Annotated in this window: 21 protein-coding genes; 12 read left to right on the top strand and 9 right to left on the bottom strand. The window is 64.1% G+C overall.

Annotated features, from left to right (window positions below; all coding sequences use genetic code 11):
- Nucleotides 1-190: 190 nt before the first annotated feature.
- Nucleotides 191-967 carry a hypothetical protein gene (locus RA25_RS09045; RefSeq protein WP_039171670.1) on the bottom strand — a complete coding sequence of 259 codons (777 nt, stop codon included), beginning with the start codon at nucleotides 965-967 and terminating at the stop codon, nucleotides 191-193.
- A 132-nt stretch (nucleotides 968-1,099) separates the two neighbouring features.
- Here RA25_RS09045 and RA25_RS09040 point away from each other — a divergent pair, with 132 nt between their 5' ends.
- Nucleotides 1,100-1,894, top strand: a complete 795-nt coding sequence (locus RA25_RS09040) for a 23S rRNA (adenine(2030)-N(6))-methyltransferase RlmJ (protein ID WP_039147294.1) — start codon at nucleotides 1,100-1,102, stop codon at nucleotides 1,892-1,894.
- Here RA25_RS09040 and RA25_RS09035 read toward each other — a convergent pair.
- Nucleotides 1,831-2,463 carry a TetR/AcrR family transcriptional regulator gene (locus tag RA25_RS09035; RefSeq protein WP_039147291.1) on the bottom strand — a complete coding sequence of 211 codons (633 nt, stop codon included), beginning with the start codon at nucleotides 2,461-2,463 and terminating at the stop codon, nucleotides 1,831-1,833. The two genes, RA25_RS09040 and RA25_RS09035, sit on opposite strands and share 64 nt — an antisense overlap.
- Before the next feature lie 91 nt (nucleotides 2,464-2,554).
- On the opposite strand from RA25_RS09035, the gene RA25_RS09030 reads away from it, so the two are divergent.
- The 3 genes from RA25_RS09030 to RA25_RS09020 all read left to right on the top strand — a co-directional run bounded on the left by RA25_RS09030 (nucleotide 2,555) and on the right by RA25_RS09020 (nucleotide 5,398).
- On the top strand, nucleotides 2,555-2,878 hold the full coding sequence (locus tag RA25_RS09030; protein WP_039147288.1) for a darcynin family protein: 324 nt from the start codon (nucleotides 2,555-2,557) through the stop codon (nucleotides 2,876-2,878).
- Nucleotides 2,868-3,590: an SDR family NAD(P)-dependent oxidoreductase gene (locus tag RA25_RS09025; RefSeq protein WP_039171667.1), complete on the top strand. Its 723-nt coding sequence runs from the start codon at nucleotides 2,868-2,870 to the stop codon at nucleotides 3,588-3,590. Before RA25_RS09030 ends, RA25_RS09025 begins: the two co-directional genes overlap by 11 nt.
- A gap of 65 nt (nucleotides 3,591-3,655) precedes the next feature.
- On the top strand, nucleotides 3,656-5,398 hold the full coding sequence (locus RA25_RS09020) for an adenylate/guanylate cyclase domain-containing protein (protein WP_039171664.1): 1,743 nt from the start codon (nucleotides 3,656-3,658) through the stop codon (nucleotides 5,396-5,398).
- A gap of 58 nt (nucleotides 5,399-5,456) precedes the next feature.
- Here RA25_RS09020 and RA25_RS09015 read toward each other — a convergent pair whose 3' ends face one another.
- Entirely contained in the window at nucleotides 5,457-7,043 is a 1,587-nt protein-coding gene (locus tag RA25_RS09015; protein WP_039171661.1) for a 2-isopropylmalate synthase, read from the bottom strand.
- A gap of 502 nt (nucleotides 7,044-7,545) precedes the next feature.
- On the opposite strand from RA25_RS09015, the gene RA25_RS09010 reads away from it, so the two are divergent.
- Complete coding sequence (locus RA25_RS09010; protein WP_039147279.1) at nucleotides 7,546-7,980, top strand: universal stress protein; 435 nt, start codon at nucleotides 7,546-7,548, stop codon at nucleotides 7,978-7,980.
- 21 nt (nucleotides 7,981-8,001) lie between these two features.
- Nucleotides 8,002-9,546: an alanine/glycine:cation symporter family protein gene (locus RA25_RS09005; RefSeq protein ID WP_039171658.1), complete on the top strand. Its 1,545-nt coding sequence runs from the start codon at nucleotides 8,002-8,004 to the stop codon at nucleotides 9,544-9,546.
- A gap of 74 nt (nucleotides 9,547-9,620) precedes the next feature.
- Here RA25_RS09005 and pdxR read toward each other — a convergent pair whose 3' ends face one another.
- Nucleotides 9,621-10,997, bottom strand: a complete 1,377-nt coding sequence (gene pdxR, locus RA25_RS09000; RefSeq protein WP_039171656.1) for a MocR-like pyridoxine biosynthesis transcription factor PdxR — start codon at nucleotides 10,995-10,997, stop codon at nucleotides 9,621-9,623.
- A 95-nt stretch (nucleotides 10,998-11,092) separates the two neighbouring features.
- Between pdxR and RA25_RS08995 the strand changes: the two genes are divergently transcribed.
- Nucleotides 11,093-11,758, top strand: a complete 666-nt coding sequence (locus tag RA25_RS08995; RefSeq protein WP_039171653.1) for a pyridoxamine 5'-phosphate oxidase family protein — start codon at nucleotides 11,093-11,095, stop codon at nucleotides 11,756-11,758.
- A gap of 57 nt (nucleotides 11,759-11,815) precedes the next feature.
- On the opposite strand, the gene RA25_RS08990 is transcribed toward RA25_RS08995, so the two are convergent.
- Complete coding sequence (locus RA25_RS08990; RefSeq protein WP_039171649.1) at nucleotides 11,816-13,252, bottom strand: MORN repeat-containing protein; 1,437 nt, start codon at nucleotides 13,250-13,252, stop codon at nucleotides 11,816-11,818.
- Between the two features lie 182 nt (nucleotides 13,253-13,434).
- On the opposite strand from RA25_RS08990, the gene RA25_RS08985 reads away from it, so the two are divergent.
- The 4 genes from RA25_RS08985 to gltX all read left to right on the top strand — a co-directional run bounded on the left by RA25_RS08985 (nucleotide 13,435) and on the right by gltX (nucleotide 18,555).
- On the top strand, nucleotides 13,435-15,093 hold the full coding sequence (locus tag RA25_RS08985; RefSeq protein WP_019297734.1) for an NAD+ synthase: 1,659 nt from the start codon (nucleotides 13,435-13,437) through the stop codon (nucleotides 15,091-15,093).
- Nucleotides 15,094-15,272: 179 nt separating this feature from the next.
- Entirely contained in the window at nucleotides 15,273-16,604 is a 1,332-nt protein-coding gene (locus RA25_RS08980; RefSeq protein ID WP_039172325.1) for an NAD(P)/FAD-dependent oxidoreductase, read from the top strand.
- Nucleotides 16,605-16,679: 75 nt separating this feature from the next.
- Entirely contained in the window at nucleotides 16,680-17,108 is a 429-nt protein-coding gene (locus tag RA25_RS08975) for a DUF1801 domain-containing protein (RefSeq protein WP_039171646.1), read from the top strand.
- A 121-nt stretch (nucleotides 17,109-17,229) separates the two neighbouring features.
- On the top strand, nucleotides 17,230-18,555 hold the full coding sequence (gene gltX / locus RA25_RS08970; protein ID WP_039171643.1) for a glutamate--tRNA ligase: 1,326 nt from the start codon (nucleotides 17,230-17,232) through the stop codon (nucleotides 18,553-18,555).
- Nucleotides 18,556-18,625: 70 nt separating this feature from the next.
- Here gltX and RA25_RS08965 read toward each other — a convergent pair whose 3' ends face one another.
- Entirely contained in the window at nucleotides 18,626-19,819 is a 1,194-nt protein-coding gene (locus RA25_RS08965) for a DUF2254 domain-containing protein (RefSeq protein ID WP_039171640.1), read from the bottom strand.
- On the bottom strand, nucleotides 19,816-20,388 hold the full coding sequence (locus tag RA25_RS08960; RefSeq protein WP_039172322.1) for a gamma-glutamylcyclotransferase family protein: 573 nt from the start codon (nucleotides 20,386-20,388) through the stop codon (nucleotides 19,816-19,818). Before RA25_RS08960 ends, RA25_RS08965 begins: the two co-directional genes overlap by 4 nt.
- A gap of 100 nt (nucleotides 20,389-20,488) precedes the next feature.
- On the opposite strand from RA25_RS08960, the gene RA25_RS08955 reads away from it, so the two are divergent.
- Nucleotides 20,489-20,938, top strand: coding sequence for an RrF2 family transcriptional regulator (locus RA25_RS08955; protein WP_019297740.1), 450 nt, complete (start codon nucleotides 20,489-20,491; stop codon nucleotides 20,936-20,938).
- A gap of 24 nt (nucleotides 20,939-20,962) precedes the next feature.
- Here RA25_RS08955 and RA25_RS08950 read toward each other — a convergent pair whose 3' ends face one another.
- On the bottom strand, nucleotides 20,963-23,488 hold the full coding sequence (locus RA25_RS08950; protein ID WP_039171637.1) for an ABC transporter permease: 2,526 nt from the start codon (nucleotides 23,486-23,488) through the stop codon (nucleotides 20,963-20,965).
- A complete protein-coding gene (locus RA25_RS08945) occupies nucleotides 23,485-24,189 on the bottom strand; it encodes an ABC transporter ATP-binding protein (RefSeq protein ID WP_039171634.1) in 705 nt (234 codons plus the stop codon). Before RA25_RS08945 ends, RA25_RS08950 begins: the two co-directional genes overlap by 4 nt.
- Nucleotides 24,190-24,216: the final 27 nt, after the last annotated feature.

Here is a 24,216-nt window from a genome sequence, read left to right as displayed (position 1 = left end):
ACTCCCCGCAGGAGCCGCCTTCCCAAACCTTATAAGCGGCACGGCAGGGCCGCGAAAGGGCGTATTATGGTGAAACAGCGCCTTTCCGCCCAGTATCCAGCGGCGTCAGCCTGCCGCGTTCACGCGCTGTTCCGGCAGGGCCGGGGAGACGCGCCCGGAGGGGCAGCCTCAGTGACCTGAGTTTCAACGCTCAGGCCGGGAAAATCCGCTGCATCTCCGCCTTGAAATGCGCCCAGGTCAGGCTGGCGCTGTTGCCGGCATAACCCTCGTAATAGGATTTCCCGCTGGAGACCGGCAGCCCGGCCCAGATCTTGGCCAGGTTCAGCATGAAGGTCTTGCGCGGCATTTCCGCGGCCAGGAAAGCGCTATAGCCAGCTTCCTCGATCAGCTGATGTGCCAGCTGGTCCTGAAGCTCAGGTGTGAAGCGGGCCTGCGGTTTCACCCCCTGATGTTTGACCAGCCGCCGCAGCGTTGCGGGGATGAACTGATAGCGCCCGATGGCATGGGGCTGTCCCGGGGTGGCATCGATCCAGGCGTTGATCTCGGCAATTGTCATGCTTGTCGGTTTTTCCGGCGGCTTGCGGGTGGCCCCGTATTGCACTGCATCGTACTGCGCCTTGCCGGCTTCGGCGCTGGCAATCAGGTCCAGCAGCCGCTTGACGCTGGGTGGCGCCTTGAGGATGGGGGCGAACAGCCCGCCGCCGCTGCGGCCGCGGAACAGGCTGGCCGCACCGGGGTTGAGCGATACCGCGCCGCGGCCCTGATCGGCGCCCGGCAGGGTGTCGGGCAGCAGGCTTGCAATGGCCTGCGGGGCCGGAGCTGCGGAAGGGGCCGGTCCGGGCATCGGGGCAGAGGCCTTTTGCAGGAAGAAATTTTTGCCAACCAGCGAATAGCCTTGCGCGCTGACGGCGGCCGCGCTGCACAGCAGCAGGGCCAGAAGTGTCACGATCAGGGCAAGGGCGCTCATTCTGAGGGGCATGGGAACCTGCATTCTGCGGTATCTCGTCGGGATGCAGTCTGCCCCAGCGGGGTTGAGATTCCGTTTACCGGGCGTACGCCGCCTCTTCCGCCCTTTGGAAATAGCGGCTAGAGGGGGCGCATGCTCTCATATCAGCACATCTATCACGCCGGAAACCTGGCCGACGTTCAGAAGCACGCGCTGCTTGCCTGGATGCTGGCCTATCTCACCCGCAAGGACAAACCGGTCAGCTATATCGAGACTCACGCGGGCCGGGGGCTCTATCAGCTGGACGCGCCCGAGGCCGTGAAGACAGGCGAAGCGGAGCAGGGCATCACCAAGGTGCTGGCAGAGCAGGGGCTGGCGGCGGATCATCCACTGCACCGCGCGCTGTCGGAGACCCGCAAGGCGCATGGCGCGGCCGCCTATCCCGGATCGCCGCTGATTGCGGCCTCGCTGCTGCGCCCGGGCGACTCGCTGCATTTTGCGGAGCTGCACCCGCAGGAAAACGCCGCCCTGCGCGCGGCACTGAGACCCTGGAAGGCCAAGGTGCATCAGCAGGATGGGTTTGAACTCGCCATGTCCCTGGCGCCGCCAACACCGCGCCGCGGCCTCTTGCTGATCGACCCGAGTTACGAGATCAAATCCGACTATGCCCGCATCCCCGGCATCATCGGCCAGCTGCATAAAAAGTGGAATGTGGGCGTCATCGCCCTGTGGTATCCGATCCTGAAGGACGGCAGCCACAAGCAGATGCTGAAGGCGCTGGAAAGCCAAAGGCTGCCAGATGCGCTGCGCCACGAGGTGTCCTTTCCGCCGGTGCGCGAAGGACACCGGATGGTCGGCAGCGGCATGTTCGTGGTCAACGCGCCTTATGGTGCAGCAGAGGAAGCCGCGCGGATTTCGGCGCTGTTTGACGCGGTTTCGCGCAAGTAACCCCGGATCGCGCATTCCACCCGCTGGACCAGCGCAGCACCGCCAGCCTCACCGGCAAAAGCGGCAGAGTTGATCATGCCCTTGGCAATGGCGACCACGTCGCGTGCCTCCTGCGGTCCGGCGGCGGGGGAAAACCGGCGGATGGTGTCCAGTACGATCTGAGCCATCTCCTGCGCCAATGCTGCGGTTTCCGGTGCCAGCTGCAAGTGCTGTTCAGCATATTCCGCCTCCATCGCCAGTCGCGGCCGCTCGAACTGATGCCGCATCCCGGCGGTCAGCAATTCCTGCAATGCTGCCTCTGGCGGCGCCTCCCGGCAACGCGCTGCGGCGTCCTGCATCCAGCCCAGCAGCTCTGCCCGCTTGCTGCGCAGCACCGCGGCCAGCACCGCCTCCTTGTTGGGAAAATACTGATACAGCGACCCGATGCTGACGCCGGCCCGCTCGGCAATCGCATTGGTGGTCAAACCCTCCCGTCCAGCGGTTTCCAGAATGCGAGCCGCTGCCTCCACAATTGCCTCCTGCGTGGCACGGGAACGGGCCTGGCGCGCTTGTTTTCTTGGGCTGTGCATTGCGGGTGACTTCCTGCCGGGAACGCGAGTTGAGAATGTGAGCAATTCTTCACATTCTTGGCGGCAAAGGCAACATCCCGGAGGTTCCCCGATGAAAATGACCATATTCCTGCTGCTGCACGCTTCCCCCAGTTGGCTGCGCCTGGATCGGCAGGAGCGGGGGCGTCTGGCGGCAACCGGGCTGGAGCCCTTCACCCGAAACGGGCTGTCGCTGCGCCATTTTGATGCCGAGGCGTTTCATGCGGACTGCAGCGATGTTGCGATGATCGAGGCGGAAACGCCCGAGGCCTACTATTTTGCCATCGAGCAACTGCGGGACACCGCCCTGATCGCCGAGGGCTACTTCACGGTAACCGGGATCATTCCAGCCTATGAAAATGGCTTCCGCAGCTTTGAGGCCACCCATGCGGTTTGATGGCAAGCGCATCCTGGTCACCGGTGCTTCCCGCGGGATCGGGCGGGCGCTGGCATTGCAGCTGGCTGCAGAGGGGGCAGAGGTTCTGGCCCTGGCACGAAGCAGCGAAGCGCTGGATGATCTGCCAGAGGGTATTGAGCGGCTGGCCTGCGACCTGACGGACGGCAACGCGCGCACTGCGCTGATTGCCGGGCTGCAGCGGCAGCGTCTGGACGGGGTGATCAACAACGCGGGTATTCAGATCGCCGCTGATTTTGCCAAAGGCTCTGCGGACACGCAGGACATCGAGCAGGAGCTGGCGGTGAACCTGACAGCGCCCATGCATCTTGCCGCCGGGCTGCTTCCGGTTCTGGCGCGCACGCCAGGCAGCTTTCTGATCAATGTGACCTCCGGCCTTGCCTTGGCCCCGAAACCGCAGGCGCCGGTCTACTGCGCCTCCAAGGCCGGCTTGCGCAGCTTCACCCGCGCCCTGCGCTATCAGGCTGAGGATGCCGGCCTGCGGGTCCAAATCACCGACTGCGTGATGGCGCTGGCGGCGACGCAGATGATCACCGGGCGCGGCCGGGGCAAGATCAGCCCCAACACCGCCGCCGCCGCTTTGCTGGACGGGGCCGCGGCGGGCAAAATCGAAATCTGGGTGGGTCAAATGAAGCTGTTGCGGCTGATCCACCGCCTCTCACCGGCGCTGGCAGCCCGCATCCTGCGCGGCTGAGGGTTTGCAAACAGCTTTGAAATCCAGCGCTTTCCCGCTACGCTTTCCGGCAGGGAGGGCGCTACATGGAACGCAGGCTGGCCGCCGTGCTGGCGGCGGATATGGTTGGCTACAGCCGTCTGATGGACGTGGACGAACAGGGCACGCTGGCCCGCCTTCGCACCCACCGGATCGAACTCATTGACCCTGCGATCTCCAAAAACCGCGGCTCCATTATCAAGACCACCGGCGACGGGATGCTGGTCGAGTTTCCCAGCGTCTGCGACGCAGTTGCCTGCGCCGCTGAGGTGCAGGACAGGATGCGCCGCCGCAACGCCGATGTGGCGCCCGACAAACGTATCCAGTTCCGGATTGGTGTGAACCTTGGCGATATCATCTTTGACGAGGGCGATATCTACGGCGGCGGCGTCAACGTGGCGGCCCGGCTGGAGCAATTTGCCGGCACCGGCGACGTCTGCATCTCGGCCGCGGTTTTCGATCAGGTCCGTCGCATGGATGACTTGCAGTTTGAGGACCTGGGGCCGCAACAGCTCAAGAATATCGCAGAGCCGGTGCAGGTCTACAGGCTGCTCTTGGAAGGAGACGCCGCCGACGCGCCGGAACAGGACAGCAGCGCGGCTGAACCGGTTGCCGTGGTCAAACCCTCCATCGCGGTGCTGCCCTTTGCCAATATGAGCGGCGATCCGGAGCAGGAGTTCTTTGCCGACGGCCTGACGGAGGACATCCTGACCGAGCTCAGCCGCCGCCACGAGCTGTTCGTGATCTCCCGCAACTCGACATTTGTCTACAAGGGGCAGGCAGTGAACATCCGCGAAGTGGCAGAGAAGCTTGGCGCCCGCTACATCGTCGAAGGCAGCGTGCGTAAAGGCGGCAACCGTGTCCGGATCACGGTACAGCTGATCGACAGCTGCAATGATTCCCACATCTGGGCAGAGAAATACGACCGGACCCTGGATGATATCTTTGAGATTCAGGACGAGGTGACATCGGCGATTGTCGCCACCCTGCCGGGCCGGATCGAAGCGGCGCAGCAGGATGAGGTCTCGCGCAAGAAACCCGCCAGCCTGGCGGCTTATGAATGCGTGCTGGCGGCCAAGGTGCTGCATCACCGCAGCACGGCTGAAGACAATGCAGAGGCGATGAAGCTGATCGACCGCGCGGTGGAGCTGGACCCGGAGTTTGCCCATGCCCACGCCTGGCGCGGTTGCATCCGCGGCCAGGCCTGGGGGTATGGCTGGTGCGATGATGTTGAGGGGATGCTTGAGCTGGCGCTGGAGTCGATCCAGAAAGCCGCGTCGATGGATGACAATGATGCGGATGTGCACCGGCTGATGGCGGCGGTGTCCATCCTGCAGGATAACTTGGACCAAGCGCAATACCACCAGGAACGCGCCCTATCGCTCAATCCCAACTATGATCTGATTGTGGTGCAGATGGGCGAGCTCTTGACCTGGCAGGGACGGCCGGAAGAGGGCGCGGAATGGATCGAAAAGGCGATGCGCCTCAATCCGCATTTCCCGGTCCGCTTCTGGAGCCATCTGGGCAAGGCGCATTTCACTGCCCGCCTGTACCAAGAGGCGCTGACAGATTTCAAACGCCTGCCATCAATGGATGCGGTGCAGACCGCGCTGGTGGCGGCATGCCACAGCTGGCTGGGCGACGAGGCACAGGCGCAGGACTGTGTGGCTCAAATCCGGGTGATGCAGCCGGACGCCACGGCAGAGGCTTTGCTGGCCGGGCTGCATTACGGCCGCAGCGAAGACAAAGAGCATTTCACCGAAGGTCTGCGCAAAGCCGGGCTGGAGTAAGTTGTAACGAAAAAAGGGCGCCGCAACGGGCGCCCTTTCTCTTTCTATTGAGCCTGGCTCAGGCGAGATCCTTGTAGGAAATCTCCTTGGTGTCGGCACCTTCGCCGACCCGGCCGCGGCGCACGATCAGGCGGTTCAGCGCGTTCACATAGGCCTTGGCCGAGGCCACAACCGTGTCGGTGTTGGCGCTTTCGCCGGTGGCAATATTGCCGTCTTCTTCCAGCCGCACGGAGACGGTTGCCTGCGCGTCGGTGCCCTCGGTGACCGCATGCACCTGGTAGAGCTGCAGGCGGGCGGTGTTCGGATAGATCATGCGGATCGCCTTGAAGGTCGCATCCACCGGGCCGTCTCCCTCGGCGGTTTCGGTCACGTCCTTGCCGTCGATCTCCATCTCGACGGTGGATTCCGCCGGGCCGCCGGTGCCGCAGACCACCTTCATCGACACAATCTTGAGGTGGTCGTTCTCCGCGTCGGTGCCGATGCGCATCAGCGCGATGAGGTCGTCGTCGAACACTTCTTTCTTGCGGTCGGCCAGCTCCTTGAAGCGGACAAAGACATCCTTCAGCTGGTTGTCGCCCACGTCATAGCCAAGATGCTCCAGCTTGTCGCGCAGTGCGGCACGGCCGGAATGCTTGCCCAGGGGCAGCGAAGTGCCCGAAAGGCCGATGTCCTCGGGCCGCATGATCTCGAAGTTCTCGCGGTTCTTCAGCATCCCGTCCTGGTGGATGCCGCTTTCATGGGCAAAGGCGTTCTTGCCGACAATCGCCTTGTTCGGCTGCACCACAAAGCCGGACACGGTCGAAACCCGGCGCGAGACATGCATGATCTTGGTGGTGTCAATGCCGGTCGACCAGGGCATGATGTCATTGCGGGTCTTCAGTGCCATCACAACTTCTTCCAGCGCGGTGTTGCCCGCCCGCTCGCCGAGGCCGTTGATGGTGCACTCGATCTGGCGCGCACCGCCTGCCACGGCTGCCAGCGCGTTGGCGGTCGCCATGCCGAGGTCGTTGTGGCAATGGGTGGCAAAGACCACCTCGTCGGCGCCCGGCACGGTTTCAATCAGGCGCTTGATCAGGTCGGCGCTTTCCGCAGGTGCGGTATAGCCGACGGTGTCGGGGATGTTGATGGTGGTCGCACCCGCCTTGATGGCGATCTCGATCACCCGGCACAGGTAGTCCCACTCGGTCCGGGTCGCATCCATCGGCGACCACTGCACGTTGTCGACCAGGTTGCGGGCGTGGGTCACGGTCTCGTGAATCTTGTCCGCCATCTCATCCATCGTCAGGTTCGGGATGGCGCGGTGCAAGGGCGAGGTGCCGATGAAGGTGTGGATGCGCGGCTGCGCGGCCTTGCGCACCGCTTCGGCGCAGCGGTCGATGTCCTTGAAATTGGCGCGCGCCAACCCGCAGATCATCGCGTTCTTCGAACGCTCGGCGATCTCGGACACAGCGGCAAAGTCGCCTTCGGAGGCAATCGGGAAACCTGCCTCGATGATGTCCACGCCCATTTCGTCCAGAAGCTCGGCAATCTCCAGCTTCTCGTCATGGGTCATGGTGGCGCCGGGGCTCTGCTCGCCGTCGCGCAGGGTGGTATCGAAAATCAATACACGGGATTTGTCACCGGAAATCGGGGATGCGTTTGTCATGATGGTATCTCTTGTCTCTGTCCTAAGCCCTTAGGGGCATCATAAGCCTTCTATGGCGCGCGTGCGGCAATCCTCTGAGCGGGCGCGCCGGAAGGGCACGCTCAGAGGCGGGCTAGGATCAGTAGGGCGCGCAGAGCGGCACCGCGGGCGGCGGTGGCTGCAATAGTGATATCTGCGCAAATGGTCATGGCAGGGATTTATACAGAGGCGGCGGCGAATGGAAAGGGGGATTCTGTCCGCCGTGATTGCCTGAGTTGCCGTTGCGGCACGGCACCGTTTTGACACCGCCGTATGCCGCTGTATGCGGTAAGTGCAAGACAATATTGAAAAAGGGATATAATATAAGTAAGGACCTGCCGCAGTTTCAATGCGGCAGTTTGTCCGCACTGCGCCTTTTTTTGAGGCGGGAACGGCAATGGGTCTTGCGTCGGCAGGTTTTCCGGCGTTGACACCCCGGATCCGGCGCTCCCGTAGAGGAATGCGCCATCGATAGGAGGAAAAAGTGTCGAATAAAATTGTCCTTGGATATGACGACAGCGAGGCCGCCAAATCGGCGCTTGCTTTTGCCGTCAGCCTTGCCAAAGCGCAAGGGGCAGAGCTGGTGATCGCGCATGTGCTGGAATGGTCGCCCTATTCTTTCCTCACCCCGGAGGAGATCGAGCAGCGCCACAAGCGCCGCGAGGAAGAACTGAAGCGCGCAGAAGACGCCCTGCTGGCACCGGTGCGCAAGAGCCTTGAAGACGACGGTGTCACCGTCTCGACTGAGCTGAAATACGGCCATATCGCGGAAACCCTGATCGACGTGATCAATAAGAGTGGCGCCAACCACCTGATCATCGGCCGCACCGGCCATTCGGCCCTGTCTTCGCGGCTGTTCGGCTCTGTCGCGGGCAGCCTTGCCCAGGCGGCTCCGGTTCCGGTCACCATCGTTCCCTAAAGATAAACTCAGAGGACAGTCATGAGGAAATCAATCAAGGCGGCAGCCCTGTCTGCGCCGCTGCTGCTGGCGGCAACTGCGCCGGCGATGGCACAATCCGTCGATGAACGCGTCAATGAGCTGTTTGCCAGCTCCACCGGCTGGTTCGTCAACCTGATCTTCAGCCCGTTCCCCGGCACCAGCTTTCCCTGGATCGTGGCCTGGCTGGTGATCGCGGCCACCGTGTTCACACTGTACTTCGGCCTGATCCAGTTCCGTGCCTTCCCGCACTCGATTTCGCTGGTCAAAGGCGACTACTCCGACCCCAACGACGCGGGTGAGGTCAGCCACTTCCAGGCGCTGGCAACCGCACTGTCGGGTACCGTCGGCCTCGGCAATATCGCCGGCGTTGCGGTGGCAGTCGGCATCGGCGGCCCCGGTGCAACCTTCTGGATGATCCTGGCCGGCCTGATGGGCATGGCGTCGAAGTTCACCGAATGCACCCTGGGCGTGAAATACCGCAATGAGTTCGAAGACGGCCACGTCTCCGGCGGCCCGATGTATTACATGACCAAAGGCTTTGCCGAACGCGGCCTGCCGATGGGTAAGTTCCTGGCGGTGCTGTTCTCGGTGTTCTGTATCCTTGGCGCCTTTGGCGGCGGCAACATGTTCCAGGCCAACCAGGCGCACGCGCAAATCTCCGGCGTCGTGGGCGATTACCCGGGCTGGATCACCGGCGTCGTGTTCGCGGCGGTGGTGTTTGCCGTGATCGTCGGCGGCCTGAAATCCATTGCCCGCGTCACCGAAAAGGTCGTGCCGTTCATGGGTGTAATGTATGTTGCAGCCGCGCTGGTCATTCTGGCGATGAACGCGGACAAGATCGGCTGGGCATTCGGCCAGATCTTCGAAGGCGCCTTCACCGGTGCGGGTGTTGCCGGCGGTATGGTTGGCGCGCTGATCCAGGGCTTCAAGCGCGCGGCCTTCTCGAACGAGGCAGGCGTTGGCTCTGCAGCGATCGCCCACTCCGCGGTGAAAACCAAGGAGCCGATCACCGAAGGCTTCGTGTCGCTTCTGGAACCCTTCATCGACACCGTGGTGATCTGCACCATGACCGCGCTGGTGATCATCATCACCGGTCAGCTGATCCAGGATCCGAACACCGGCCTCTACCTGCTGGATGAGGGCGCAAGCACCATCCAGACCGTGGACGGCAACAAGGGCGTGGCGCTGACCTCGGCAGCCTTCTCGTCGGCCTTCGGCTGGTTCCAGTACGTGCTGGCGCTGGCAGTGATCCTGTTTGCCTTCTCCACCATGATCAGCTGGTCCTACTATGGCCTCAAGGCCTGGACCTTCCTGTTCGGCGAAGGTCAGACCACCGAACTAGTGTTCAAGGTGATCTTCTGCATCTTCGTGGTGATCGGCGCAGCCGCAAACCTCGGCCCGGTGATCGACTTCTCCGACGCGGCAATCTTTGCCATGGCGGTTGTCAACATCATCGCGCTCTACTTCCTGATGCCGATCGTCAAGAAAGAGCTGAACAGCTACATGGCGCGCCTGAAGTCGGGTGAGATCAAGAAGTACAGCTGATCGGCTCCGGCCTGATCAACGCTGAATGAGGCAAGCCTCCCCGGCCATCCGGGGAGGCTTTTTTTTACTCGATGTTAGCGCCTGCCTTCCACGATCCGGCGCAAGCCGGCGACCTGGCCGGGCAGGTCATCAGCTGGCGACTGGCAGAACCCGATCAGCAAACCCTGAGCTGCGCATTCCGGATCATGCGGCGACAGCGGCCGGACGCCATATCCTGCCTCAGCCGTGCGGCGGCAAATCTCCGTGTCGTTTTGCGACTCCTTCAGATGAAAAGCGATCTGCATCCCGGCATTGTGGCGGTGAAAGTATCCCAGTGACTCCGGCCATTCTGCCAGCGCCTCCGCCGCCGCTGCATAGCGCTCTGCATAAAGCCTGCGGGCGCGGCGGATGTGGCGGTCGTACTGGCCTGACGCCATGAACTCCGCCAGCGGCCGCTGTGCGGTGATGGCAGCGCCTGCGCTCGGGTGGATGAACTGCGCCCTGAACTGCGGCACCAGCGCCGACGGCAGGATCGCATAGCCCAGCCGCAGCGCATGGGAAAATGTCTTGGAGAAGGTGCCCACATAAATGCAGCGCCCCTCCCCATCGAGCGCGGCCATCGCAGGCACCGGCTGGCCGCCATAGCGGAATTCGCTGTCAAAATCATCCTCGATGATCCAGCCATCGCGCGCCTTGGCCGCCTGCAGGAAGGCCTGCCGCTGCGGCACCGGCAGGGTGCCGCCCAGCGGGAACTGATGCGAGGGGGTCAGCAGCGTGACCTTGGCCATCTGCTGCGGCACCTCGGCCCCGCGCGCACCTGTGCGCAGCCAGTGCACCCGCCAGCCGCGGGCCTGCGCAAACCGCTGGGTCGGTGTGAAGCCAGGAGCCTCCAGCGCGATGTCCTCGCCCTCCACCAGAAACTCCATTGTCAGTTCCAGCGCCTCGCGCGCACCGCTGGTGACCAGCACCTGTTCCGCGCTGCATTCGATGCCCCGCCAGCGCGCCGCATAGGCGGCGATTTCCCGGCGCAGCTCCGGGTCGCCAAAGGCATCCTCCTGGTGGCTCAGGCTCATCGGGGCCATCCTTGCCACACGTGAAACACAGCGCGCCCAGGGGCGGGCAGGAAACACGTCAGGATCTGGCGCACCGGGCAGAAGCAGGCCGGGTACAGGCGGCGGAACTGCTGCGGCCGGCTGCGCCGCAGCCTCAGGCGGCCGGATCGGCGCCACGTCGCAGACAAATATCCCGGAACCCTGGCGTGTTTCGGCAAAGCCCTCGGCCACTAGCTGGTCATAGGCCGTCACCACTGTGGAGCGCGCCACCCCCAGATCCTGCGCCAGTGCCCGTGAGGACGGCAGCCGGGTGCCAAGACCCAGGCTGCCCTCGCTGATCCGGCGGCGCAGCGCGGCGACAATCTGCTGGTACAGCGGTCCGGCTTTGCTGTCAGAAATCATGCCGGAGAGGTCAATCATGCTGGACTGCTCTTTTTGTCAGAAAGTGGAGGTTAAATTCAATCCAGTTTGCGCGTAGCTGTCACGGGACACAACAAGAAATATGAGGTCAGCCGATGCGCCAGCCCGAACAAGAAGCCGCCCTGAAAACAGACCGCAGCCGCCTGCGCCGCGCCCATGAACGCGGGCTCTATGACCGCGACAGCCTGTATCAGGTGCTCGACGCCATGCCGCTGGCCCACATAGGATATCAGATCGGCGGCTCAACTTCGGTGCTGCCGACCCTGCAATGGCGTGAGGGCGATCACGTCTACTGGCACGGCTCCGCCGCCAGCCGGGCGATCCGGGCAATGGCGGGTTCGGAGGTCTGCCTGACCGTCACTTGCATGGATGGCTACGTGCTGGCGCGTTCCGCCTTTCACCACTCTGTCAACTTCCGCTCTGCGATGCTGTTCGGGGTGGCAGAGCAAGTCACGGACAAGGACGCCAAGGCCGCCAGTCTCAAGACGATGGTGGATCACATCTTCCCCGGCCGCTGGGAGACCCTGCGCCCGATGACCGCGCAGGAACTGAAGGCAACAGCGCTGCTGCGGATGCCGATCGAGGAAGGCGCGGCCAAGATCCGCTCCGGCCCGCCCAAGGACGATGAAGAGGATTACGCACTGCCAATCTGGGCCGGCGTGGTGCCGATGGCAATGGAATTGAAGCCGCCGCAGCCGGACCCGGCCAACTTGGAGGGCGTCGCAATGCCCGACCACCTGAGCAGCATCCGCATCGGCTGAAACAAAAAAGGCGCGCCATCCCGGCGCGCCATTTTACAGTCTGAAGTCCCTTTCGGCTTACTCGGTCTGCCCTGCTTCGGTCTGGCCCGTGTCCCCGGACCCCTGGCTGACCAGTGCACCGTTTTCCCAGGTGCCGTCCGCCTGCTGGCCGCTGGCGTATTTCATCGTGCCCGGCCCCTGCCGCTTGCCATTGACGAAACTGCCTTCGTACACATCGCCATTGGCATAGGTCGCCACGCCCTGGCCGTAGATCTTGCCTTCCTGCCATTCGCCCTCATAGGTGAAGCCGTCGGGCATCACGATCTTGCCCTGCCCGTGGCGCTGGCTGCTGGCAAATGCGCCGGTATAGACCGAGCCGTCCGCATAGGTCACCGTTGCCTCGCCATGGCGCTGCCCGTCCTGCCAGCCGCCCTCGTAGCGGTAGCCGTCGGCATAGGTCATCACCCCCTGGCCGTGGTTCTTGGCGTTCTTGAAGCCGCCGGTATAGGTGATGCCGCTGGGGTAGGTGGCGGTGCCTTCGCCCTCAATCACCCCGGCCACCCAGTCGCCCTCGTAGGTGGAGCCGTCAGGATAGGTAATCTTGCCCTTGCCCTCCGCCAGATCATCGCGGAAATCGCCTTCGTAGACCGAGCCGTCTGGGTAGACCGCTTTGCCCTTGCCCTCGATCTGGCCTTTCACCCATGCGCCTTCATAGGTGTAGCCGTCCTTTTCGGTAAAGGAGCCAGTGCCATGACGCAGGTCATCGTGGAAATCGCCAGCATAGACGTCACCATTGGCATAGGTCTGCTTGCCAGTGCCATGGCGGCGGCCCTTCTGCAGTTCACCCTCGTAGATATCGCCATTGGCCTGCATCAGCTTGCCGGTGCCATGCATCTGGCTGGCCTGCCACTCGCCCTCATAAATCAGCCCGTCGGAGGTCTCCAGCTTGCCCTGGCCCTGCAACTGTCCGTCGGTCACCGACCCCTCGTAAACGGTGCCTTCAGCATAGGTGATCTTCGCCAGGCCCTGCTGGCGGCCCTCCACCCAGTCACCGTCATAGGTATAGCCGTCAGGCGACGTCATCACGCCCTTGCCGTGCCGCTTGCCATCGGCAAAGCTGCCCTGATAGCGCACGCCGCTGGCATAGACAGAGGTGCCGTCACCATGGATCTGCCCGTCCTGCCAGCCACCTTCATAGGTGCTGCCGTCGGCGCGGGTCAGCTTGCCCAGCCCGTGCGGCTTGCCTTGCGCGAATTCGCCTTCATAGACCGAACCGTCCGGGAAACGCGCCACGCCCTGGCCGCGCACTTCGCCGTCGACCCATTCGCCGGTGTACTCATAGCCATTGGGCAGCTTGTAGGTGCCGGTGCCATGCTGCAGCCCGCCTTTGAACGTGCCTTCATAGACGCCGCCGATCTCGTCCTGGGTGGTGATGACCTCGCCTTCCTGCGCCAGCGCAGGCGCGGCCAGTGCCAGGAGGGTGGAAAGCGCGAATGCGGTGCCGAAACGGGTCATTGAAAACCTCTGCCTGCCCAGGAATTACGGTGCTGCTGCCATATTGGGTTGCTCGCCCGGAAACTAAGCTACCGCAACACGGGCCGCAATGTCTTTTCCCTGGCCTGCCCCCCTTGCCCTTTTCCTTGGCCGTCAATCTGATAAATGGCTGGGAGAGGTATTTCACAAAGGGCCCAAGCAGCATGGCAGACCGTTTCCGCGTGACACTGGCGCAGCTGAACCCCACCGTCGGCGACCTGGCAGGCAACGCCGCCAAGGCCCGTGCCGCCTGGGAGGAGGGGCGCAAGGCAGGCGCCGATCTGGTGGCGCTGCCGGAAATGTTCATCACCGGCTATAACACCCAGGACCTGGTGATGAAGCCGGCCTTCCACACCGCCGCCATCGCCGAGGTAGAGAAACTGGCCGCGGATTGCGCAGACGGCCCCGCGCTGGCTATCGGCAGCCCCTGGGTCGAGGGCGCTAAACTCTATAATGCCTACCTTGTCCTGAAAGACGGCAAGATCGCCTCGCGCAGCCTCAAGCACCACCTGCCCAATGAAACCGTGTTTGACGAGGTGCGGATTTTTGATGCCGGCCCGCTGGGCGGTCCCTATGCCGTTGGCAATACCCGCATCGGCTCCCCCATTTGCGAGGACGGCTGGCACGAGGATGTCGCGGAAACCCTGGCTGAGACCGGCGCAGAGTTCCTGCTGATCCCCAACGGGTCGCCCTATTTCCGCGACAAGATGGAAGTGCGCTTCAACCACATGGTGGCGCGCTCTGTCGAAACCCATCTGCCGGTGATCTATCTGAACATGGTTGGCGGCCAGGACGATCAGGTCTTTGACGGCGGCTCTTTCGTGCTGAACCCGGGCGGTGCGCTGGCGCTGCAGATGCCGGTGTTTGATGAGGCCTATGCCCATCTCGACCTGGAACGCACCGAGGACGGCTGGCGCGCGGTCGAGGGCGAAAAGGCGCATCTGCCCGACGCATGGGAGCAGGACTACCGGGTGATGGTGGAGTCCTTGCGCGACTACATGGGCAAAACCGGCTTTAATAAGGCTCTGCTGGGCCTGTCCGGCGGCGTCGACTCGGCCATCGTCGCGGCTATCGCCGTGGATGCGCTTGGCGCCGAAAATGTCCGCTGTGTGATGCTGCCGTCGGAATACACCAGCCGGGACTCCCTCGACGATGCAGAGGCCGTCGCCAAGGCACTGGGCGTCCGCTACGACTACGTGCCGATCTCCGAAGGCCGGGCCGCGATCACCAATACGCTGGCCCCGCTGTTCGAGGGCATGGAGCCGGGGCTGACAGAGGAGAACATCCAGTCCCGGCTGCGCGGCCTCCTGCTGATGGCAATGTCCAACAAGTTCGGAGAAATGCTGCTGACCACCGGCAACAAGTCGGAGGTCGCAGTCGGCTATGCCACCATCTACGGCGACATGAACGGCGGCTACAACCCGATCAAGGATCTGTACAAGACCCGCGTGTTCGAAACCTGCCGCTGGCGCAACGCCAACCACCGTCCCTGGATGAGGGGCCCGGCTGGCGAGGTGATCCGCCCCAATGTGATCGACAAGCCGCCCAGTGCCGAGCTGCGCGAAGACCAGAAGGACAGCGACAGCCTGCCGGACTACCCGGTGCTGGATGCAATCCTTGATATTCTGGTGGATCAGGATGGCTCAATTGCAGATTGTGTTGCGGCGGGCTATGACCGGGATACAGCCAAGCGAGTGGAGCACCTGATTTATATCAGCGAATACAAGCGCTTCCAATCGGCTCCCGGTGCCCGCCTGACCCGGCGCGCGTTCTGGCTGGACCGCCGCTATCCGATTGTGAACCGCTGGCGCGACCCCTCTTGAAGGCCGCGCTAACCCGTTGACTCCGCAGGTTAATCCGCGTCTCTTTAGTCGCGGTTTAGGGTTTTTCGTTGCCGGTAACGTTCTGATATGCGGCGGAAAAATCACAATGGCCGAATGCGGCGCAACCTGTGTCGCATGCACGCTGGACCGGCGGTTTTTCACCGGGCATAGATGCCCGCATGCCCGGACCGAAGCTGCCCCATTTCCAATCCGATCTGGCCTTGCCCAAGGCCGTTGACGCCGTGGTGATCGGCGGCGGCATCATTGGTGCCAGCACCGCGCTGGAGCTGGCCGAACGCGGCCACTCGGTGCTGCTCTGCGAAAAGGGCCAGATCGCAGGGGAGCAAAGCTCGCGCAACTGGGGGTGGGTGCGCATCGCTTGCCGCGACCCGCGGGAAATCCCTCTGATGGCAGAGGCTTTGCGCCTGTGGGACGGATTGGCAGAACGCACCGGGCATGAGACCGGCTTCACCCGATCCGGTATCCTCTACACGGCTGAGACCGCCAAGCGCGAGGCGCAGCTGGAGCGCTGGCTGCGCAACCTCGACAGCTGGGACCAGGGCGCGCGCATGGTCCGCGGCCAACAGCTGGCCCAGCTGATGCCAGGACACCAGACCAAGGCGCAGGCAGCGCTGCACACGCCCATGGACGGCCGCGCCGAACCGCAGCTGGCAACCCACGCAATCGCCTCCGCCGCCCGTGCTGCCGGGGCGAAAGTAATGACCGATTGCGCCGTGCGCAGTGTTGAAACTTCTGCGGGCCGCATCAGCGGGGTGATGACCGAACGCGGCCGGGTGGCCTGTTCCGCCGTTGTCACCGCAGGCGGCGCTTGGTCGCGGCTGTTCCTGGGCAATGCGGGCGTGGACCTGCCGCAGCTCAAGGTGCTGAACTCGGTTCTGCGCACCTCGCCGGTGCCGGGAGGTCCGGAAACAGCGGTGCGCAGCGGCAATCTCGGCCTGCGCAAGCGGGCAGACGGTGGCTACACGGTCTCTGATGCGATGGAAAATGTGGTGGACATCGTTCCTGACAGTTTCCGCCTTGGCTGGAAATACCTGCCCAGCCTGCGCCAGGAATGGCGGGCCCTGCAATTCCGTGTCTCCGGCCGCTGGGCCGAGGAAGCTGCCCAGGCGCACCGATGGGATCCGCAGGACATTAGCCCTTTTGAACAGTGCCGCGTTCTAGATCCGGCACCCTCTCAGAAAGCACTCCGCAGCGGCTGGGCCGCAGCGCAAAGGGCATTCCCGGTGCTGCAGGGCGCCGATGTGGTGCAAAGCTGGGCCGGGCTGATGGATGTGACACCGGATGCAATCCCGGTCCTCTCGCAGGTCGACAGCTTGCCGGGGCTGTTCATTGCCACCGGCTTTTCCGGCCACGGTTTTGGTATCGGCCCCGCTGCCGGACGGCTGGCCGCTGATCTGGTGACCGGCAGCATCCCGGTGGTGGACCCGCACGCCTTCCGCCTGTCGCGCTTCACCGACGGCGGCGGCTACGGCCCTCAAACTGTCTACTGATCCCTCCGCCAGCCAAACGCCCGGCACTTCCAGACTGCTCCCGTTGTGCTATCATCTCAGCAGGAGGGCTGGCGGATGAGCCGGAACAAGACAGCCCTGACGGGCGCAAGCGTCATAGAGTTTCTGCAAGCGGTGGAGCCGGAGCGCAAATTGGTCGAGGCGCAGGAACTGGACCGTCTGTTCCGCAAGGCGACAGGCTATCAGCCGCAGATGTGGGGACCGTCTATCGTCGGTTACGGCAGATACCACTACCGCTACGCAACGGGCCGCGAAGGCGAGTTCCTAGCCACCGGATTTGCCCCGCGCCGGGCGCGCCATTCGATCTACATCATGCCGGGCTACCAGGACTACAGTGCCATCCTGGCCCGATTGGGTAAGCACCGCCTCGGCAAAAGCTGCCTTTATGTGAACAAGCTCGCCGACATTGATCTGAACGTGCTGGGCGAGCTGATCCGCGCGGGCATCAAAGACCTCAATGCAATCTGGCCTGTGCAGCCTGAATAACCTCGCTTCATCTTTCCAAAAATACTCGCACCGCAGGCCCGCGCCAAAGGCGCGTTAACCCTCGCGAAACTGGACAAACCGCGGCCCATGTGACAAGGGGCAGGGCAACAGGAGACTCGTGATGACCACCACCCGTTTTGCCCCGTCGCCGACCGGCTTTATCCATGTCGGCAACCTGCGCACCGCGCTGATGAACTATCTGATCGCCCGCAAGGCCGGCGGCACTTTCATTCTGCGCATCGACGACACCGACCCGGAGCGGTCCAAGGAAGAATATGTCGATGCAATCAAGCAGGACCTGGAGTGGCTGGGCCTGACCTGGGACAAGGTCGAACGCCAGTCCGAGCGCCTTGACCGCTATGTGGCGGCCGCCGACAAGCTGCGGGAGATCGGCCGCTTCTACGAGGCGTTTGAGACCCCGACTGAACTGGACCTGAAGCGCAAGAAGCAGCTGAACATGGGCAAGCCGCCGGTCTATGACCGTGCCGCGCTGAACCTGTCCGACGACGAGAAAGCTGCCCTGCGGGCTGAGCGCGGCGACGGCGTCTGGCGCTTCAAGCTGGACCATCAGCGCATTGAGTGGACCGACGGCATCCTGGGCGACATCTCCATCGACGCGGCCTCGGTCTCCGACCCGGTGCTGATCCGCGGCGACGGCCAGTTCCTTTACACGCTTGCCTCGGTGGTCGACGACACCGAGATGGGCGTGACCCATGTGGTGCGCGGCTCCGACCACGTCACCAACACCGCCACCCAGATCCAGATCATCGAGGCGCTGGGCGGTTCTGTCCCCTCCTTCGCCCACCACTCGCTGCTGACCGGCCCGCAGGGCGAGGCGCTGTCCAAGCGTCTGGGCACCCTGGCGCTGCGCGACCTGCGCGAGGCCGGCGTGCAGCCGATGGCGCTCCTCAGCCTGATGGCGCGCCTGGGTTCCTCCGACCCGGTTGAACTGCGCTCGGAACTGGCAGAGCTGATCGAGGGCTTCGACATCAACCGCTTTGGTGCCGCGCCGACCAAGTTCGACGTCGAGGATCTCTATCCGCTGACCGCCCGCCACCTGCAGTCGCTGCCGCTGGAAGCCGTGCAAAGCCACGTGGACGCGCTGGGCGTCCCGGCGGAGAAACAGGCCGCCTTCTGGGATATGGCCAAGGAAAACATCACCACGCTCCAGGATCTTGCGGGCTGGTGGGAGCTGTGCCGCGACGGTGCCGAGCCGCTGGTGGCGGATGAAGACAAAGAGTTCATCGCTGAGGCGATGGCGCTGCTGCCCGAAGGCCCCTACGACAGCGAAAGCTGGGGCAAGTGGACCGCCGCGGTGAAAGAGGCGACTGGCCGCAAGGGCAAGGGCCTGTTCATGCCGCTGCGCAAAGCCGTCACCGGCATGGAGCGCGGTCCCGACATGTCCGCCCTGCTGGCGCTGATGGAAACCGTGCGCGCCCGCGGCTGACACCTGAGACATACTGTTGCAAAGGGCGGTGCCTCAGGGTGCCGCCTTTTCCGTTCCCGGGCGGTCTCTATCAACCCCTGTTGCCGTCCGTTACCTCCCGGCACATCTCCTTGGCCGCCTCTGCCATGTCCGGGTTCGGGTGGCCGCCAAGCGCATCAAGTGATTTCTCCATCCAGCGCATCACCGAAGGCGAGTCGCTGCCGCAGCGGGCAATCGGCGGAAAGGCGCAGTGCAGCAGATGCTTGGCTGTGACCGGCGGGATGCTCACATTCGGATAGGTCGCTTCGCGTGTCCCGCTGGTCTCATCCGCCGGCATGTTCTCCCACAGCAGCCGCTCCAGCCGCCCCATTACCTCCACCGCGGTGCCGGGATCGTTGACACCGGGCGACAGCGCCCGCTGCGCGGTCTCCGCCAGCAGCGTGAGGCCAAAGGACGGGTCCTGGTCGAAACTGCGCACATCACCGATGTCGATTGCCGCAGAGGCCGCCTTGCAGAAATCATTGTCCCCCGCCGTGGCCCAGGCCACCGGCTGGCCGCGCAGGATGTATTCCCCAGGTGCCCGCGCCAGGGTGATTTGGGTGCCGGCCTCCTCTGCCAGCTCATTCAGCCGCGACAGTCCCGCATATCGGACAAAGCCGCTTTTAGCAGCGGGGATATCAACGGCGTCCTCGGGCTTGGCCTCTTCCCGCGCGCACAGGCCGCCGAGACAGGGCTTTTTCATCCGCGCCCGCAGGCTGGCGCGGGCGCGGCTCTCGATCAGCCGCAGAGTGTGGTCCATGCTGCCCAGGCTCGACAAATGGTCGATCCAGCGCAGGATGGCGCCGACGATCAGCACCACCACGATGACGGTCAGGCCAAACACCACCAGCGCGCCTTCCGGGGTGAAATAGCCGGCCCGGAACAGGATCACCGCGCTCAGCGAATAGATGAAGCCGCTGACAAAGGTCGCCAGCACCCGGTGGGTGACAGTGTCCTCCAGCAGCAGCCGGTAGACCCGCGGTGTCGCCATTGACGCGGCCGTGCGGTAGGCGCTGACCATGACGTTCAGCGAGAACGTGGTGACCGCCAGCATGCCAGACGCCAGGATCGTCAGAACCGGCAGCACTGCCTCGCGCCCGAAATCTTCGCTCAGGTTGTCCGGCAGCCAGGGTTTCGCCAACGGCGCCAGCAGCAGTGCCAGCACGGAGATTATGGAAATCAGAACAACCCTGAACCAGAGCTGCCGCGCAATCCGGCCCAGGTGCAATAATAGCTTTTCGATCATGCCTTCCAGACTATGCGGCAGGCGCCGGTGCTGTCGATCAGATCGTCAAAGATTTTGCGCTCCGCTGCGGCGATGCTCTGATGGCGCGGATACCGCGGTGCTGCACGGTCATCCAGAATTGGCGCCTCCCAGCCGTCGGTGGTGTCCACGAAGCCCTGAAGGCCGTCATCACCAAATACCCGCAGGTAGCCCTGCAGCACCACATCCAGATAGCTCAGCAGGATCGGGTGCTGCTCGCTGACGCCGTTCTGCTTGTCGGCAGCGACCGCATAGACAGAGATTTCCGGCGCGCCCGCCAGCCCGTGCTGCACGCGGTCCGAGGCCGGCAGCCGCTCATAGGCAAACTCCCGTTCGTCCAGCGCCGCCCAGTCGGCACCCGGCACCTCGGCAATCAACCCGTCGATTTCACTGTTCTCGCAGGGCACCGCCGACAGAAATGCCACCTCGCGCAGGGAGGTGTGAACCCAGGCCCGCCGCCAGCCCTTCAGGCGGGCAGGCTGGGCACCGCCGTAGCTGTGTGTCGCCGTATTCACCAGGCTGCCGTAGCCAAAGAAGTAAGGAGCCGTCATCTGCGCACCCTTCCGCCGCATTTCCGCTTATTGATGTATGTCAAACCGCTTTTTGGCGGCTTGTGCAATAAGCTATGCAATCTAGCTTCGGGAGCACCCCATGCGCATTACCAAAAGGACCAACATTGCCGTGCGGCTGCTGATGTACTGCGCCGCGCATGAAGACCGCCTGGTGACCAAGGCCGAGATTGCAGAGTGCTGTAATATCTCGGAAAACCACCTGGCGCAGGTGATCAACCAGCTGAGCCAGCTGGGCTATCTTGCCACCCAGCGCGGCCGCAACGGCGGTATGAACCTGGGTAAGAACGCCGCAGAGATCCGAATCGGCGATGTGTTCCGCGATGTGGAAGGCAACCTGCCGATGGTGGAATGCTTTGCAGATGCGGACAACACCTGCCCGCTGGCCTCGGCCTGCCGCCTCAAGGTGGCGCTGGCGGATGCAGCCCAGGCTTTCTACACCTCGCTGGACGATATCTCGCTGGAATCTCTGGTTTGCGACAACCACGATCTGATGCGGATCCTGCAGCCGGTGTCCTGCGGCGCCCGCTAAGGCAGGCCGCCGCAGTTCTGCTTCTTACTCGCGGGCGCGCAGGATGCGGGCCGGCTTGGCCGCAAGCGGCCGCAGCGCAAAGGCAAGCCCGGCCAGCAGCGTTGTCAGCACCCCGCCGGAAATCACCATCAGCGCATTGGGCCAGATCACCGCATAGCTGGTCTCGAACACATAGGCGTTGATCGCCCAGGCCCCGGCAATGCCCGCCGCCAGCGCAACCATCCCCGCCGCCGCGCCCAGCAGGGCAGAGCGCAGCGCAAAGCTTGCCAGGATCTGCTTGCGCGGCGCGCCGAGGGTTTTCAGCAGCGCTGCCTCATAGCGCCGCGCGGGCTCCCCCGCAGCCGCGGTGCCCAGCAATACGAGGAACCCGGTCAGCAGCGTCGCCGCCGCGCCATAGGCGGTGGCCGCCGCCAGCTGCCGCAGGATGTCTGACACCCGGTCGATGGCATCGCGCATCCGGATTGCGGTGATATTCGGCATCTCCCGCGCCAGATCGCGCAGGATCGCAGCCTCGGCCTGCTCCTCTGCATAGACGGTGGCGATGAAACTGTGCGGCGCACCGGCCAGAGCAGCCTCGTTCAGGACCATCACAAACCCCATCCCCGCGGTAGAGAAATCCACGTTGCGGAAACTGGTGATTGTGCCGGTGATGTCGCGGCCCAGGATGTTCAGCGTCAGCGTGTCCCCCAGCTTGAGGCCCAGTTCCTCCGCCTCCTCGGCGGCAAAGCTGATCTGCGGCTCACCGGAATAATCCTCCGGCCACCATTTGCCCGCAGTGACCTCAGTCGCCTCCGGCTGAGCGGCGGCATAGGTGATGCCGCGGTCGCCGCGCACCACCCAGTGATCGCCCGCAACCTCCGTCGCGGGCTGCCCGTTGATCCGGGTCAGCACCCCGCGCAGCATCGGCGCGTTTTCCACCCGGGTGACGGAGGGATCGTTCTCCACCCGCTCCAGGAACGCGGGCATCTGGCTGCGCTGGATATCGACAAAGAAATAGCTCGGCGCCACGTCCGGCAGGTTGCCCGCAATGGCGCGGCGCATGTTGCCGTCGATCTGGCCGATGGCAGCCAGCACCGTCAGGCCCAGACCCAGCGCCAGAACCGCAGGCACGGCGCCATCACGCGCGCTGCCAATGGATGAGAGCGCCCAGCGCAGGGCAGGGCGCCCGCGCGACGCCCCGGTGCCGCGGCGGGCCATAAACCCGATCCCTAGCGCTGCAACCAGCAGAACCATCAGCGCCCCCATCAGCCCGCCTGCGGTCCACAGCGTCAGCTGCGCCGAGCCGCTGAACCACGCCGCCAGTCCCACGAGCGCTGCCAGCGCCACCCCGGTCGCCAGCAGGTAGCGCGGCGCGGGCAGCCTTGTGCGGCTGGCAAAGGCATCCCGGAACAGCGAGGCCGCGCGGATGCGTTCCGCCCGCGCCAGTGGCCATAGGGCAAAGATAAAGGCGGTCAGCACGCCGTAAATCGCAGCCTCCGCCAGCGCGGACGGGTAGAGCGAGAACACCGCCGGGAACGGCAGCTGCGCCGCGATCAGCGGCCCCAGCAGGACCGGGCCAAGCCCGCCCAGTACCAGGCCGATGCCCACGCCCACCAATGTCAGCGCGCCGATCTGCAGGAAGTAGGTCAGAAAAATTGTCTGCCGCTCCGCCCCCAGCGTGCGCAAGGTTGCGATGGTTGCGGTTTTGGTCGCCAGGTAGGCGCGCACGGCAGCGGACACGCCAACCCCGCCCACTGCCAGGCCGGACAGGCCGACCAGCACCAGGAATCCGCCCAGCCGCTCGACAAAGGCGGTGATCCCCGGCGCGCCGTTCCGTGCATCGCGCCAGCGCATGCCGGTGCTTTCAAACAGTCCCTCGGCTTCGGCCTGCAGGGCGTTCAGGTTGCTGCCCGCGGGCAGCTCCATCCGGTACTTGGTGTCAAAAATGGTGCCGGGTTCCAGCAGGCCGGAGTCACCCAGGTCTGCTGTCCGCACCATCGTGCGCGGCCCAAGTTCAAAGCCTGAGGCCGCGGCATCCGGCTCCAGCGCTATCATCGCCATCAGGCGGAAGTCCTGTGTTCCAAGCCGGAAAGTATCCCCCGGCTGCAGTCCTAAACGGTCGGCCAGCACCCGGTCCATTACCCCGCCGGGCAACCCGTCCGCGCCCGCCAGCGCCTCTTCCAGCGGCATCTCAGGCGCCAGCTGCATCTCGCCTTTCAGGGGATACAACCCATCCACCGCTTTCACCTGGGTCAGCCCGCGCTCCTCTCCCACTGTCGCCATGGAACGGAACTCGGCAATCTCGGAATGGCGCCGCGCGGTCCGGTCCAGCCAGGCGCGCTCTTCTTCAGTGGCAAACCGGTAGGTGAAATTCAGTTCGGCATCGCCGCCCAGGATGGTTGCGCCCTCGCGTTCCAGCCCGGTTTCGATCGACGCGCGGATGGAGCCGATGGCGGCAATCACCCCAACCCCCAACGCCAGGCAGGCGAGGAAGATGCGAAACCCTTTCAGGCCGCCGCGCAGCTCCCGCAGGGCAAAACGCCAGGCGAGGCGGAACGCCGCAGCATTCATTCTGCAGCCTCGCGCGCCGCGGCGTCATCCACCCGTCCGTCGCGCAGCCGCACCACCCGGTCGCAACGTGATGCCAGCTCCGGCGCGTGGGTGACCATCACCAGTGTCGCGCCATAGCGGTCGCGCAAACCGAACAAGAGGTCCATCACCGCGGCGCCATTGGCCTCATCCAGGTTGCCGGTCGGTTCATCCGCCAGCAGGATCGCAGGCCGCGGTGCCAAGGCGCGCGCCAGCGCCACCCGCTGCTGCTCGCCGCCCGACATCTGCGCCGGGAAATGGCCTGCCCGATGGCCAAGGCCCACGGCTTCCAATTCGGCCTGCGCGCGGGGGAAGGCATCCTTGACGCCTGCCAGCTCCAAAGGCGTCGCCACGTTTTCCAGCGCCGTCATGGTCGGGATCAGGTGAAAGCTCTGGAACACCACGCCCATGTTGTTGCGCCGGAACCGCGCCAGCGCGTCTTCATCCATCGCGGTCAGGTCCTGGCCCAGGGCCTTTACAGTTCCGCCGGTCGCCTGCTCCAGCCCGCCCATCAGCATCAGGAGAGACGACTTGCCCGAACCCGACGGCCCCACCAGCCCCAGCGTCTCCCCCTGCCGCACGTCCAGCGAGATGCCGTGCAAAATCTCTACCGGGCCGGTATTGCTTTTCAGGGTCAAACTCGCATCTAAAAGATGCAGAACGGGGCTGTTTTGATCGGTCATCGGGCCTGCCTGTTGGATGCACCTAAC

The organism is Leisingera sp. ANG-S5, assembly GCF_000813925.1.
Lineage (GTDB): Bacteria > Pseudomonadota > Alphaproteobacteria > Rhodobacterales > Rhodobacteraceae > Leisingera.
The sequence above is the reverse complement of the archived record's forward strand: the minus strand, read 5'-3'. Positions and strand labels throughout refer to the sequence as shown.

Coding starts and splice junctions, on each gene's coding strand:
- RA25_RS08980 (WP_039172325.1), top strand. CDS start 15,273: ATGCCCGGACCGAAGCTGCCCCATTTCCAATCCGATCTGGCCTTGCCC.
- RA25_RS08965 (WP_039171640.1), bottom strand. CDS start 19,819: ATGATCGAAAAGCTATTATTGCACCTGGGCCGGATTGCGCGGCAGCTC.
- RA25_RS09030 (WP_039147288.1), top strand. CDS start 2,555: ATGAAAATGACCATATTCCTGCTGCTGCACGCTTCCCCCAGTTGGCTG.
- RA25_RS09040 (WP_039147294.1), top strand. CDS start 1,100: ATGCTCTCATATCAGCACATCTATCACGCCGGAAACCTGGCCGACGTT.
- RA25_RS08955 (WP_019297740.1), top strand. CDS start 20,489: ATGCGCATTACCAAAAGGACCAACATTGCCGTGCGGCTGCTGATGTAC.
- RA25_RS09025 (WP_039171667.1), top strand. CDS start 2,868: ATGCGGTTTGATGGCAAGCGCATCCTGGTCACCGGTGCTTCCCGCGGG.
- RA25_RS08950 (WP_039171637.1), bottom strand. CDS start 23,488: ATGAATGCTGCGGCGTTCCGCCTCGCCTGGCGTTTTGCCCTGCGGGAG.
- RA25_RS09035 (WP_039147291.1), bottom strand. CDS start 2,463: ATGCACAGCCCAAGAAAACAAGCGCGCCAGGCCCGTTCCCGTGCCACG.
- RA25_RS08995 (WP_039171653.1), top strand. CDS start 11,093: ATGCGCCAGCCCGAACAAGAAGCCGCCCTGAAAACAGACCGCAGCCGC.
- RA25_RS08960 (WP_039172322.1), bottom strand. CDS start 20,388: ATGACGGCTCCTTACTTCTTTGGCTACGGCAGCCTGGTGAATACGGCG.
- RA25_RS08945 (WP_039171634.1), bottom strand. CDS start 24,189: ATGACCGATCAAAACAGCCCCGTTCTGCATCTTTTAGATGCGAGTTTG.
- RA25_RS09005 (WP_039171658.1), top strand. CDS start 8,002: ATGAGGAAATCAATCAAGGCGGCAGCCCTGTCTGCGCCGCTGCTGCTG.
- RA25_RS08985 (WP_019297734.1), top strand. CDS start 13,435: ATGGCAGACCGTTTCCGCGTGACACTGGCGCAGCTGAACCCCACCGTC.
- RA25_RS08990 (WP_039171649.1), bottom strand. CDS start 13,252: ATGACCCGTTTCGGCACCGCATTCGCGCTTTCCACCCTCCTGGCACTG.
- pdxR (WP_039171656.1), bottom strand. CDS start 10,997: ATGATTGACCTCTCCGGCATGATTTCTGACAGCAAAGCCGGACCGCTG.
- RA25_RS09015 (WP_039171661.1), bottom strand. CDS start 7,043: ATGACAAACGCATCCCCGATTTCCGGTGACAAATCCCGTGTATTGATT.
- gltX (WP_039171643.1), top strand. CDS start 17,230: ATGACCACCACCCGTTTTGCCCCGTCGCCGACCGGCTTTATCCATGTC.
- RA25_RS08975 (WP_039171646.1), top strand. CDS start 16,680: ATGAGCCGGAACAAGACAGCCCTGACGGGCGCAAGCGTCATAGAGTTT.
- RA25_RS09045 (WP_039171670.1), bottom strand. CDS start 967: ATGAGCGCCCTTGCCCTGATCGTGACACTTCTGGCCCTGCTGCTGTGC.
- RA25_RS09020 (WP_039171664.1), top strand. CDS start 3,656: ATGGAACGCAGGCTGGCCGCCGTGCTGGCGGCGGATATGGTTGGCTAC.